Raw genomic sequence first — 13,383 nt, 5'->3', positions numbered from 1 at the left:
AAAATGAAACACAACAATCAACGAAATATAAAAATAGTTAGCGAACTTATGAATTTTTGTTACAATAATGGCGGTAAAGACATGTCAATAGACGTTAAAACAAAAGAAGATAGAACTTTAATATATATAAAATCAAAAATAGAAAATTTAAGCGAAACTACACTAGAAATATCAAAAAAACTACTCAATGCACCTAGATGCCATGAAATAGAAGAATACTATTGGAATTTAACAGGTGACGATGACACGGATTCAGAACTAACTCTTGTAGGAATGATGACAGATGAAACTTCAATAACTTATAATGACAGTATTTTAGAGATTAAAGTAGTAAGAGAACATTAAGAATATATTGTGAAGCAAGTGCCATAAGAAAAATCTGTCTTTAAGTCCACAATAAATATATTTTTTAAGACTGCTCGCAATACGCCAAGAAATTCTAATGTCTTCAAATATCAATACCCTAAAGCTTTCAAACTCGCTTCTAACGGCGCTCAAACATGAAAGCTTCTTAACGGGTATTGATATTTGAAAACAAAGAATTTCTAAGGCTAGCTCAATAGTCTAAAAAAATATATTTATTGTTACCTTAAAGACAGATTTTTCGGTTCATACGTACATTACTTATGGGCGAGACAGCCTACTGAAGGAGGATTTTCCTCCACTATGTTACGGAAAATCTTTAATTAAATAAATGGGATAGCAAAAAAGCTATAACTATTTCATTAAATGGAATAGTTATAGCTTTTTCTTTTAGCGCTTTAAAAATCTTTTATTGGCGATAGCCAACCTAAATACATAGAAATGATTAAGATTTATACAAACCAATGCCTCACGGCAAAATATATTAACTCTTACATATTAATGTATTTTCATAATCAATTATTCATTAGTATATAATCAAAGTTAATAATTCTATCTCACAACTAATAAAAATAATATTGTAGATTAAACGAAAGGCTACGCCTAAAAAAATATTATGAGCGTTTTTTTATAAATTAAAGATTTTCCATAGCGAAGAGGAGGAAAATCATCCTTTAGTAGGCTTCTCCTCTCAAACCACATACATATTAAACTAAAAATCTGATTTTAATGTAGTAATAAATGTGGAATTTGGGACTATTGAACTAGCCTTAGAACTTCTTATGTCTCACAGTTAAAGACCCGTTAAGAAGCTTTCATGTTTGAACGAGGAACGAGTGAGTTTGAAAGCTTTAGGGGCTTTAACTGTGAGACATTTAGAAGTTCTTGGCGTATTGTGAACAGTCCCAAATTACACATTTATTACGGAATTAAAATTAGATTTTTCTTCAAAGTATTACTTCACAATATTCTTATAGTTTGCAACTTCCGCTGTCACAGCGATAAGCCCTATCCCCTGGATATTTGATCTCTCTTAATACTTTTCTAACTACTTCTTTTCCTATTTCATCTTCTGACATTTCACATAGAGCATCCTCTAAATTGCTCCAATCTACCCACTCAACTTCTGAAGATTTATTTATTTCTCCATCTACATACTCTGCCATATATGTAAGCATGATTATTTCCTTAGCCTTTAAATAATTACTACCTAAATATTTTATATTTCCTACTTTTATGCCTGTCTCTTCTTTTACCTCCCTGTGCACCGTTTCCTCCACCGTTTCACCATTTGTTACGTATCCTGACACTAGAACCTTAGAATTTTTAAATATATAGCTTTGTTTAAGCAAAAGAATTTGATTGTCTTTAATAACAGCTACTACCACACAAGGCTTAGGTGTGTCGAAATACATTATATTATCGTAAGAACAATAAGGAACTCCACCCTCATCCCAACTATATTTTTCTTCAAGTTCCCTCCCACACAAAGGACAATATTTAAACTTCAATCTTTTCTCCCCCTCTTTATTTAATCCATAGATTACTTATGTTTAATTTAATAAATAATTATATTCTCTCTAATGTTATTACAACAGTTATACCTATAATAATTTAAGCTTAATAACATTTATATTAAACTTTAAAACCTCCTTGTATATTACATAACTATACTATTTTAAAACTATTGCAACTCAACAGGTATAGATTTTCTTAAAGTTATAAAATCCTCGCCTACTTCACAATCATAGGCATATATATCTACTCCATTAGAATACGCTAATCTTAACGCTTCTGAAAATTTCTCATCCATCTCTTCATTGGGCATAAATTTTTTAACATCCTTCATTTGTATTAAAAAAAGTACACCAGCTCCATAACCTTTACTCTTAGCTTCTACAAGCTCTAGCAAATGTTTTCTTCCTCTTTCTGTAGGCGCATCTGGAAACTTTGTGAGCCCTTCCTTTTCTAAAGTCACTCCTTTTACTTCTAAGTAATATTCATGTCCATTATTATTAGTTAATTTAAAATCAAATCGACTATTTTTAAAAAACTTCTCTCTTTGAATATTTGTATACCCTGCTAAAGGTTTTATTCTTTTTTCTTTTAAAGCTTCCTCTACTACCTTATTAGGAATCTGCGAATCTATATTTATAAGCTTATCTCCTTTATATCCTGCTATTAAATCATACTTTGTCTTTCTTGTAGGATTGTTCTCCTCCCTAAGTAATACAGTACTACCTGGTACAAGTATCTCTTTACACCTTCCTGTGTTAGGTACGTGTACCATTTGTTCTTGGCCATCTATATAGACATATGCTTGAAACCTATTAGGTCTTTTTATAAATTTTGTTTTTATAATTCTCTTATCTGTTTTCATTTTTACTCATTCCTTATATATTTTATTAACAACATTTTTGTAAATTTAAAACTTATCCACAGTATTGTATATTCTCTGTTTAAAATACATCAAACTTATATATTTTATTCACATAAAATAATAATTTTATATTATTTCTTATATGTCTAATTGTATCAGATATAGACTAACACTTCTATAAAACTAACTTTATGAATTAACTCTTAACTTAAAAAATAGTTTTACTTAACAAGCCTACGTTACTTTATTCCAAGATTAAAAAATATTTAGCATTACACATTTTATAATTTTATTTCATAGAAGATAATTATTAGAACATCTTCATATGAAATAAACTCTATATAACAAAAAAACTCTTGTTTTAAAAACAAGAGTTTTTTGGCTGAGGTGGCAGGATTCGAACCTGCGGAATGCGGGAGTCAGAGTCCCGTGCCTTACCGCTTGGCGACACCCCAATATTATTATTTCAAAAAAAGTTAAAATGACTCCTAGGGGATTCGAACCCCTGATGCCACCGTGAGAGGGTGGAGTCTTGACCACTTGACCAAGGAGCCATATTTCATCCGACATTTACAAATTATACTATAGTATAAAGTAATAGTCAACACTTCAATTTATAGAAAAATATAATAGTACATATATATTCTATTCAAATTTTTTATAAAACGATAAATATTACGTTAGATGAATCTAAAATTACTATAAATTTATATATAATAAAAAAACCTGACATCAATGTCAGGCTAATCTATGTGGAGCGGAAGACGGGACTCGAACCCGCGACATCCACCTTGGCAAGGTGGCGCTCTACCAACTGAGCCACTTCCGCAGAAAAAAGTATTAAAATTTAATAAGAGTTTCATACAAGAAACTCTTATTATTGGCTGGGGTGGCAGGATTCGAACCTACGAATGCTAGAGTCAAAGTCTAGTGCCTTACCACTTGGCGACATCCCAATAAATGGTGCGTCTTAAGGGAGTCGAACCCCTGGCACACGGCTTAGAAGGCCGTTGCTCTATCCAGCTGAGCTAAAGACGCATAAAAAATAATAAATGGAGCGGGTGAAGGGAATCGAACCCTCGTGTCCAGCTTGGAAGGCTGGCGCTCTACCATTGAGCAACACCCGCTTAATATAATTGGTGCAGGTGAAGGGAGTCGAACCCCCACGCCGTAGGCGCTAGATCCTAAGTCTAGTGCGTCTGCCAATTCCGCCACACCTGCACAATATTAAAATGGTGACTCCTAGGGGAATCGAACCCCTGTTACCACCGTGAAAGGGTGGTGTCTTAACCGCTTGACCAAGGAGCCAAATAACCTGGCGACGACCTACTCTCCCACAGGGCTTCCCCTGCAGTACCATCGGCGCTTTGAAGCTTAACCGTCCTGTTCGGAATGGAAAGGGGTGTTACCTTCAAGCCATAATCACCAGATACTTTTAGTTGGGTAGTGTGCTAGATGACTAGAGGGCTAGTTTTGCCTGCTCTAAATTTCTATCACTGCCACTTATTAGTTTGCTAGTTGGCTAGCGTCTAGTTTGCTAGTAAGTAGCTGCTGCGCAGCTAGGTTTCTAGTGGACTAGATTAACTAGTTACTAAGTTTCTAGTATGTAAATACTAGAGTNCCCCTATACATCAGCTTTCGCTTTAGCAGAGACCTGTGTTTTTGCTAAACAGTTGCTTGGGCCTATTCACTGCGGCCTACTCTCGTAGGCACCCCTTCTCCCGAAGTTACGGGGTTAATTTGCCGAGTTCCTTGACAACAATTCTTCCGCTGGCCTTAGGATTCTCTCCTCATCTACCTGTGTCGGTTTGCGGTACGGGCACCATTTTCCTCGATAGAGGCTTTTCTTGGCAGTGTGGAATTGGATACTTCGCTACTAAAATTTCACTCCCCATCACACCTCAGACTTAAGATTGAACGGATTTGCCTGTTCAATCATCCTAAGTGCTTAGACGCACATCCATCAGTGCGCACATCCTATCCTACTGCGTCACCCCATTTCTCAAACGGATCATGGTGGTATCGGAATATCAACCGATTGTCCATCACCTACGCCTTTCGGCCTCGGCTTAGGTCCCGACTAACCCTGAGCGGACGAGCCTTCCTCAGGAAACCTTAGATTTTCGGCCAATGAGATTCTCACTCATTTCTCGCTACTTATGCCAGCATTCTCACTTCTGTACAGTCCACCGCTCCTTACGGTACGACTTCAACCCGTACAGAAAGCTCCCCTACCATATACATAGTATATCCATAGCTTCGGTGGTAAGTTTGAGCCCCGGACATCTTCGGCGCAGGATCTCTTGACTAGTGAGCTATTACGCACTCTTTAAATGAGTGGCTGCTTCTAAGCCAACATCCTAGTTGTCTTAGAAATCCCACATCCTTTACCACTTAACTTACACTTTGGGACCTTAGCTGATGGTCTGGGCTGTTTCCCTCTTGACCACGGATCTTATCATTCGTAGTCTGACTGCCAGGATAAAAGTAAATGGCATTCGGAGTTTGATAAGGTTCGGTAAGCGATATGCCCCCTAGCCTATTCAGTGCTCTACCTCCATTACTCAATTACCTGACGCTAGCCCTAAAGCTATTTCGGGGAGAACCAGCTATCTCCGAGTTCGATTGGAATTTCTCCGCTATCCACAGCTCATCCCATGGTTTTTCAACACCAACGTGGTTCGGTCCTCCACGGAATTTTACTTCCGCTTCAACCTGGCCATGGATAGGTCACCCGGTTTCGGGTCTACAGCATGCAACTAATCGCCCTATTCAGACTCGGTTTCCCTGCGGCTCCGCACCTTAAGTGCTTAACCTTGCTACATACCATAACTCGCTGGCTCGTTCTACAAAAAGCACGCCGTCACACATGTAAAGTGCTTCGACAGTTTGTAGGCACACGGTTTCAGGTTCTATTTCACTCCCCTCCCGGGGTTCTTTTCACCTTTCCCTCACGGTACTTCTTCACTATCGGTCACTAGGTAGTATTTAGCCTTGGGAGGTGGTCCTCCCAGCTTCCCACAAGGTTTCACGTGTCTCGTGGTACTCTGGAGTAGATCTATCTTATATTTCTTTTACCTACAGGACTATTACCTTCTGTGGTGGAGCGTTCCAGCTCTCTTCGATTAGAAAATCTAAGACGTTATGATCTATCCGCAACCCCTAAATCCGAAGACTTAGGTTTGGGCTCTTTCCCGTTCGCTCGCCGCTACTTAGGAAATCGATTTTTCTTTCTCTTCCTCCGGGTACTTAGATGTTTCAGTTCCCCGGGTTTGCCTCTGTATACCTATGAATTCAGCATACAGTACTCAGCGTAGCTGAGCAGGTTGCCCCATTCGGAAATCTGTGGTTCACAGGCTATTTGCGCCTACCCACAGCTTATCGCAGCTTATCACGTCCTTCGTCGGCTCCTAGTGCCAAGGCATCCGCCATGCGCCCTTTGTAGCTTGACCTGTATAATTTGTCAAAATCTCTGATTTTGTAACAAATTAACACTCATCAGCTCTGCTGATTGAGTTTCCTTAACTCATCTTAAAATCTTTGATTTTGCTGCAAATTAGCACTTATTAGATTATCTAATAAGTTTGTTTCTATAATTGATTCTCCAGTGAAATCATCACAATTGTAATAATTTCTACTTTCTTCACTGTGCAATTTTCAAAGAACATAAGCAGATGTTCCAAATCTACGATTTGGTACAGTCGCTTAGTTAAACACCTTAGTGTTTAACTTCATTTGAGAGNTCAGTGCTCTACCTCCATTACTCAATTACCTGACGCTAGCCCTAAAGCTATTTCGGGGAGAACCAGCTATCTCCGAGTTCGATTGGAATTTCTCCGCTATCCACAGCTCATCCCATGGTTTTTCAACACCAACGTGGTTCGGTCCTCCACGGAATTTTACTTCCGCTTCAACCTGGTCATGGATAGGTCACCCGGTTTCGGGTCTACAGCATGCAACTAATCGCCCTATTCAGACTCGGTTTCCCTGCGGCTCCGCACCTTAAGTGCTTAACCTTGCTACATACCATAACTCGCTGGCTCGTTCTACAAAAAGCACGCCGTCACACATANGTGTACAAGGCCCGGGAACGTATTCACCGCGACATTCTGATTCGCGATTACTAGCAACTCCAGCTTCATGTAGGCGAGTTGCAGCCTACAATCCGAACTGAGATCGGTTTTTGAGATTTGCTCCACCTCACGGTCTTGCGTCTCGTTGTACCGACCATTGTAGCACGTGTGTAGCCCTAGACATAAGGGGCATGATGATTTGACGTCATCCCCACCTTCCTCCTGGTTAACCCAGGCAGTCTTGCTAGAGTGCTCAACTTAATGGTAGCAACTAACAATAGGGGTTGCGCTCGTTGCGGGACTTAACCCAACATCTCACGACACGAGCTGACGACAACCATGCACCACCTGTCACCAAGTTCCCCGAAGGGCACTACCGTGTTTCCACAGTATTCTTGGGATGTCAAGTCTAGGTAAGGTTCTTCGCGTTGCTTCGAATTAAACCACATGCTCCGCTGCTTGTGCGGGCCCCCGTCAATTCCTTTGAGTTTTAATCTTGCGACCGTACTCCCCAGGCGGGGTACTTAATGTGTTTACTGCGGCACCGAGGTTGGACCCCCGACACCTAGTACCCATCGTTTACGGCGTGGACTACCAGGGTATCTAATCCTGTTTGCTCCCCACGCTTTCGTGCCTCAGCGTCAGTTACAGTCCAGAAAGCCGCCTTCGCCACTGGTGTTCTTCCTAATCTCTACGCATTTCACCGCTACACTAGGAATTCCGCTTTCCTCTCCTGCACTCTAGATGCCCAGTTTGAAATGCAGCACCCAAGTTGAGCTCGGGTATTTCACATCTCACTTAAACATCCGCCTACGCACTCTTTACGCCCAGTAAATCCGGACAACGCTCGCCACCTACGTATTACCGCGGCTGCTGGCACGTAGTTAGCCGTGGCTTCCTCCTCTGGTACCGTCATTATCGTCCCAGATAACAGAGCTTTACAACCCTAAGGCCTTCATCACTCACGCGGCGTTGCTGCGTCAGGGTTTCCCCCATTGCGCAATATTCCCCACTGCTGCCTCCCGTAGGAGTCTGGACCGTGTCTCAGTTCCAATGTGGCCGATCACCCTCTCAGGTCGGCTACGCATCGTCGCCTTGGTAAGCCTTTACCTTACCAACTAGCTAATGCGCCGCGGGCCCATCTCAAAGCGGATTACTCCTTTGATTACAAAATCATGCGATTTCGTAATTTTATGCGGTATTAATCTCCCTTTCGGGAGGCTATTCCCCTCTTTGAGGCAGGTTGCCCACGTGTTACTCACCCGTCCGCCGCTAATCCGTTCCCCGAAGGGAACTTCATCGCTCGACTTGCATGTGTTAGGCACGCCGCCAGCGTTCGTCCTGAGCCAGGATCAAACTCTCAATTTAAAAGTTCAATCTCAAACTCAAATTCACTGACTTTATGATTTATCATCATCATCTCTGTTTAATTTTCAAAGACCAGTTTTTCTCTGTCGCCTCAAGCGACTTTTATATTGTATCATTTTTTTTTAATACTTGTCAACACATTTTTAAACTTTACATTTAACTTAAAAGCTTATTTTGTGCTGAACTGCTTTGTCGTGTTTCAACGACGTGTTTTATAATATCATGTATTTTAGTATGTTTTCATTCTTTTTTCCTCCATTTGATTGTATTATTTTTAAATTGCTCTATTCTACTCTATTTTACTTTGTTTTATACATATTGATACACTAGGAAAAGTTTTTATTCCTTTTAGATTTTATAACTTACTATCTGTAAATAATATTATTTTCATTTTTATATAAGATGACAACATTGCACTTAGTAAATATATCATAAAAATAAAATTCCCTCTCACTTCTGTGAAAGAGAATATTGTCTTACCAATTATAGTATTGATTAATTATTACTTCAGTAAACCTTTATTTTTAATTACTATATTTTTGCCCCTAAAACCATAAAAAACTTACATAATGCCATACAATCTTTATGTTAACCTTGTATGAGATTGAGTTTTTGTGTTAATAAACATAAAATAACGTTTAAATTATAAACACATATTATAGTAGATTTTGAAATATAATTAAAAATATTACTCCTGGAACTCCAAAGAAACCTGCTATCAATGCAGTAATAGCATTTACTCCTATACTTAGTCCGAAAGCCCCGCCCACTAAATTTACTAAAATTAGCAGCACTGCTCCCAATACACCATTAACTATTAACTTTAACAAAATTTTAAGTGGCCATGCTAGTAATTTTACCAATATAACCATCAGTACTATTCCTATTAAAAAATATCCTATGTATTCTAACTGCATAGCTTATCCCCCCTGTACATTTATATTAGAAAGCGTTCCTACTTATATTTACCTTATAATAATTATTATACATCTTGTACTTAATATATTACTATAATTATTTCATATAAACTTTTGTATCCTATCATTAACCATACATAATGTCATTCTAAATTATAATAAAATCAGGAAGATAATTTTCATGTCTATTATTAGCTATATAAAGGGATCTAAAATTTTATACCACTTCATTATTCTCTACTAATAAATAAGAATTTACCTTTATATTTTTATTTTTAGCTTCATTTAAAAGATATATATACTTAGCTTGTGCCGCAGCTTCTCTATATATAGCATAATCAATCAAATCAGGATTGTGTGCTATCTGAAAAAACTCTCTAGCATCTTTTAATTCCTGCATAGCAGATTCTAAACCCTTTAGTATTTCTCTTTGCTCCTTAGTATATTTAATTCTACTAAATATATCTTCTCCAAATTTCTTTTTATTCATAAAAGCACTTCCTTTTAATTTAATACTTACTATAAATGAAAAAGTTCTAATGCAACTTTACAATTCCATACTTAATTACATAGCTGATTAATACATGTTCTTCATAACTCTATTAATAAAAAACTTCCCATTTAGTATCTATTTAAATTATAGACACTAAATGGGAAGTTTATAACTCTACTTCACTATATTTCTTTTCTTCCTTCTAGAGCTTTTGATAAAGTAACTTCATCAGCATACTCTAAGTCTCCCCCTACAGGGACTCCATGAGCTATTCTAGTTACTTTCACCCCTAAAGGTTTTAATATTTTCGATATATACATAGCTGTAGCTTCACCTTCCACATTAGGGTTAGTAGCTACAATAACCTCTTTTATATCTCCATTTATTCTTCGTATAAGCTCTTTTAGTCTTATATCATCTGGTCCTCTACCTGCCATAGGTGAAATAGTTCCGTGAAGTACATGGTAAACGCCATTGTACTCTTTGACCTTTTCCATGGTCATTATGTCTTTAGGTTGTTCAACTGCACAAATAATAGTTTTATTTCTACTAGGATTTGAACATATAGCACAAGGATCCGTGTCTGTAAAATTTCCACAAACAGAGCAATACTTTATAGTTCCTCTTGCCTTTACTAAAGCTCTAGCAAATCCCTCTACTTCTTCCTTAGGTAAATTTAAAACATGCAATGTAAGTCTTTGAGCAGTCTTATGTCCTATTCCAGGTAGCTTTGCAAATTCTTCTATTAGTTTTTCTATTGCTATAGGATAAAAATCCACTTCATTCAGCTTTATAAAATCTATATAGTTTGTATTTATGTGCATTCTTTATAGGTTCATATTCTATAGATTTTATTCATACACTAAATTATTTATCTAACCATAGACTTATAGTAATGAATAATAAGCTTTAAACTTATTATTTAATTTATCCAAGGATAAAATTATATCAATAATTAGTGTACATAATAACACTCTTCTAATGCTATACCGTAAGCCAGCGGTCTCCTTTCTTCATTATTTTTATCATTATGCAATTTTCATGTGTATTGTATCTATTCTAGATATATTTATATCTTTACTAGTAATAAACTTTAGAACATTCCTGGTAAGTTCATTCCTCCAGTTATTTTGCCCATAGCATTAGCTGTAGATTCTTCCGCTTGTCTTAAAGCCTCATTACATGCTGAAAGAATTAAATCTTGTAGCATTTCTACATCATCAGGATCTACTACTTCTGGTTTTATTTTCATTTCTACTATCTGCTTTCTTCCATTAGCTACTACTGTAACTGCTCCACCACCTACAGTAACCTTAAATTCCTTTTCCTCAAGGTCTTTTTGCATTTCTTCCATTTGCTTCTGCATCTTTTGAGCTTGTTTTATTAAATTATTCATATTTCCTCCACCCATTCCTGGGAATCCGCCTCTTGCCATAATCATTACCCGATTTCTAAATACTGTACAAGTTTATAGTACAATATTTTCATGCTATTAAAACAAATAGCATGGTGGTATTACATTATTTAACCACAAATCAGGCACTTCACCTGCCTTCCTTTTAATATTTTCTTTTAATATTTTCATTTATTATATCAAAATTTTTAAACAATAACCATATTCGAAGATTACTCATCTATTATCTCTATCATTTCTTTGGGAAAATTTTCAGTTAATATTTCTTCTGGAGTTTTCTTAATTTTAACTTGTTCATCTACTACATATATAACTTTGACTTTTTCCCCAAGTACATCTGAAAAGATCTCATCTACTATTTTCCTGTTATCATCCTTTTCTAATCTTTTTTTATTAAAAGCAAATTCCTTATCATATTTTATCTGTATTATTCCACCACTGCAACCAATAACTCTTCCTGTCATTAGAGAGGCATAAACCACCATTTTTCTCTTAGCTTTAAATACTTCTAATATATCTTTCCATGATTTTTTTACTGTTTCTAAAGTTAAAGAGGAATCTTTATTTATTTCTTCCACATATATACTTCTAGGTTCATTTACACTTCTATCTTCCTTTTTTACTCTTCCTTTTACTTTTTCCTCTATTCTTTTTACTTTATCGTCTACATTATCATTAGAACTTTCTTCTACTACTTTTATATTTCCATGATTTATAATATTCTCAAGCTTATTTATTCGTGCTAACAATATCTCTTTAGAAGTATCATATTGCATTTTGCACATCTTTATTACTGCCATTTCTAAATAAATTCTGCTCTGCTTACTCCATTTAGTCTGTTCTTCTGCCTCTTGAAGAATTCTTATATACCTCATAATTTCTTCTGTTCTAAGCTTTTCCGATTGTACTCTAAGCATTTGGATATTTTCACTAGACATATCCAATACCTCTTCTGGATTTTCCGTTACCTTAACCATTATTAAATTTCTCATATGCTTTATTAAATCTCTCGTAAACATATGTATTTCTTTACCACTAAATACTATATCATCTATAATCCTTATACATTCTTCTACTTTTTTATCTATTATTTCATCTACCAATTTAAATAAATTATCATTAGTAACAAGTCCTAGCATATTGATTAAACTTTCATACTCTACCTTACCATCCCCCATGGATATGGCTTGATCTAATATGCTCAATGCATCTCTCATAGCTCCATCTGATATTCTAGACACCAATGAAAGACTTTTGTCTTCTGCAAATACACCTTGTTCATCTACTATTTTTTTTAATCTTGTAAATATATCTTCACTTTTTATTCTCCTAAAATCATATCTTTGACACCTAGACAATATGGTAATCGGAAGTTTTTGAGGATCTGTAGTTGCCAGTATAAATATTACATTACTAGGTGGTTCCTCTAATGTCTTTAAAAATGCATTTACCGCTCCCATAGAAAGCATGTGAACTTCATCTATTATATAAACCTTATATTTAGCCTCTTGAGGGGGATACTGAACATCATCAATTATATCCCTTATTTTATCTACCCCATTATGTGAAGCCGCATCTAATTCTGTCACATCTATAGCTATACCAGCATTTATTTTATTGCACATATCACACTGATTACAAGGTTCCCCATCCACAGGATTTAAACAATTCACTGCCTTTGCCATTATTTTAGCAGTAGAAGTTTTACCTGTTCCTCTTGTACCACATAAAAGATATGCATGTGCTATCCTATTATTTTTAATTTGATTTCTTAATGTAATAGTAACATGATGTTGTCCTACCACTTCTTCAAAAGTTCTAGGCCTCCACTCTCTGTACAATGCAGTATAAGCCAATCCCATTCACCTTCTTCTAAATTTACTAATAAGTTTTTACTTATATGTATTTTATTATACTAAAACAATAGTCTCTAGTAAAATTTATTTTAAGTAATTCTTTCAGTATGAATAAAGCAATAACTTCTTATACTTTAGTTGACTAGTTAATTCTAAAGGTGTAAAATACAAATATACCCCCTCCCCATATAGGGGGTCTGAAAGGAGAATTTTTATGGATAATATAAAAATGAATATAGAAAGAAAACAGGCAATGCAGCTCTTAAAAACCGCTAGAGGTCAGATAGATGGCATTATAAAAATGATAGAGGAGGGACGATACTGCATAGATATATCTAATCAACTAGTAGCAGCATCTTCTCTTCTTAAGAAATCAAACAATTTAATATTAAAACAACACTTAAACCATTGTGTTAAAGATGCATTCTTAAATAATAGTGGTGAAGAAAAGGTTGATGAAATAATTAAGGTGTTAGAAAAAATTACTAAATGATTTATTTTCAAGCGATTTATTTTTAA

General features: G+C 36.1%; 10 protein-coding genes, 8 tRNA genes, 2 rRNA genes and 1 other annotated feature. Of the genes, 2 read left to right on the top strand and 18 right to left on the bottom strand.

Features of this window, described 5'->3' with window-relative positions; genetic code table 11:
- The first annotated feature begins 3 nt into the window (after positions 1-3).
- On the top strand, positions 4-345 hold the full coding sequence (locus C1715_RS05420; protein WP_102399580.1) for a hypothetical protein: 342 nt from the start codon (positions 4-6) through the stop codon (positions 343-345).
- A 989-nt stretch (positions 346-1,334) separates the two neighbouring features.
- On the opposite strand, the gene C1715_RS05415 is transcribed toward C1715_RS05420, so the two are convergent.
- The 18 genes from C1715_RS05415 to dnaX form a co-directional block, all read right to left on the bottom strand.
- Positions 1,335-1,874, bottom strand: a complete 540-nt coding sequence (locus C1715_RS05415) for an NAD(+) diphosphatase (protein ID WP_102399579.1) — start codon at positions 1,872-1,874, stop codon at positions 1,335-1,337.
- A gap of 173 nt (positions 1,875-2,047) precedes the next feature.
- Complete coding sequence (gene sfsA / locus C1715_RS05410; RefSeq protein ID WP_102399578.1) at positions 2,048-2,743, bottom strand: DNA/RNA nuclease SfsA; 696 nt, start codon at positions 2,741-2,743, stop codon at positions 2,048-2,050.
- A 379-nt stretch (positions 2,744-3,122) separates the two neighbouring features.
- Positions 3,123-3,198: transfer RNA gene (locus C1715_RS05405), tRNA-Gln, on the bottom strand.
- Between the two features lie 27 nt (positions 3,199-3,225).
- Positions 3,226-3,297, bottom strand: a tRNA-Glu gene (locus C1715_RS05400).
- Between the two features lie 199 nt (positions 3,298-3,496).
- Positions 3,497-3,572: transfer RNA gene (locus tag C1715_RS05395), tRNA-Gly, on the bottom strand.
- A 52-nt stretch (positions 3,573-3,624) separates the two neighbouring features.
- A tRNA-Gln gene (locus tag C1715_RS05390) sits at positions 3,625-3,699 on the bottom strand.
- 5 nt (positions 3,700-3,704) lie between these two features.
- Positions 3,705-3,781: transfer RNA gene (locus tag C1715_RS05385), tRNA-Arg, on the bottom strand.
- A gap of 15 nt (positions 3,782-3,796) precedes the next feature.
- Positions 3,797-3,870: transfer RNA gene (locus C1715_RS05380), tRNA-Gly, on the bottom strand.
- Between the two features lie 10 nt (positions 3,871-3,880).
- Positions 3,881-3,964, bottom strand: a tRNA-Leu gene (locus C1715_RS05375).
- 12 nt (positions 3,965-3,976) lie between these two features.
- A tRNA-Glu gene (locus C1715_RS05370) sits at positions 3,977-4,051 on the bottom strand.
- Positions 4,052-4,056: 5 nt separating this feature from the next.
- Positions 4,057-4,173, bottom strand: a 5S ribosomal RNA gene (gene rrf / locus C1715_RS05365).
- 94 nt (positions 4,174-4,267) lie between these two features.
- Positions 4,268-6,195, bottom strand: a sequence feature (23S ribosomal RNA rRNA prediction is too short).
- Between the two features lie 79 nt (positions 6,196-6,274).
- Positions 6,275-6,397, bottom strand: coding sequence for a hypothetical protein (locus C1715_RS20005; protein WP_278320092.1), 123 nt, complete (start codon positions 6,395-6,397; stop codon positions 6,275-6,277).
- A 398-nt stretch (positions 6,398-6,795) separates the two neighbouring features.
- Positions 6,796-8,184: ribosomal RNA gene (locus C1715_RS05360) — 16S ribosomal RNA — on the bottom strand.
- A gap of 656 nt (positions 8,185-8,840) precedes the next feature.
- Entirely contained in the window at positions 8,841-9,101 is a 261-nt protein-coding gene (locus tag C1715_RS05355) for a pro-sigmaK processing inhibitor BofA family protein (RefSeq protein WP_102399577.1), read from the bottom strand.
- A gap of 217 nt (positions 9,102-9,318) precedes the next feature.
- Positions 9,319-9,591: a DUF2508 family protein gene (locus tag C1715_RS05350; protein ID WP_102399576.1), complete on the bottom strand. Its 273-nt coding sequence runs from the start codon at positions 9,589-9,591 to the stop codon at positions 9,319-9,321.
- A gap of 185 nt (positions 9,592-9,776) precedes the next feature.
- Positions 9,777-10,373 carry a recombination mediator RecR gene (recR, locus tag C1715_RS05345; RefSeq protein ID WP_102399603.1) on the bottom strand — a complete coding sequence of 199 codons (597 nt, stop codon included), beginning with the start codon at positions 10,371-10,373 and terminating at the stop codon, positions 9,777-9,779.
- A gap of 314 nt (positions 10,374-10,687) precedes the next feature.
- Positions 10,688-11,029 (bottom strand): YbaB/EbfC family nucleoid-associated protein, encoded by a 342-nt coding sequence (locus tag C1715_RS05340; RefSeq protein ID WP_102399575.1) that lies wholly within the window; start codon positions 11,027-11,029, stop codon positions 10,688-10,690.
- Between the two features lie 191 nt (positions 11,030-11,220).
- Entirely contained in the window at positions 11,221-12,864 is a 1,644-nt protein-coding gene (dnaX, locus tag C1715_RS05335) for a DNA polymerase III subunit gamma/tau (protein ID WP_102399602.1), read from the bottom strand.
- Between the two features lie 229 nt (positions 12,865-13,093).
- On the opposite strand from dnaX, the gene C1715_RS05330 reads away from it, so the two are divergent.
- Positions 13,094-13,357, top strand: coding sequence for a metal-sensing transcriptional repressor (locus C1715_RS05330; protein WP_035293674.1), 264 nt, complete (start codon positions 13,094-13,096; stop codon positions 13,355-13,357).
- Positions 13,358-13,383: the final 26 nt, after the last annotated feature.

The sequence above is a fragment of the Haloimpatiens massiliensis genome (assembly GCF_900184255.1).
GTDB classification, from domain to species: domain Bacteria; phylum Bacillota; class Clostridia; order Clostridiales; family Clostridiaceae; genus Haloimpatiens; species Haloimpatiens massiliensis.
The sequence above is the reverse complement of the archived record's forward strand: the minus strand, read 5'-3'. Positions and strand labels throughout refer to the sequence as shown.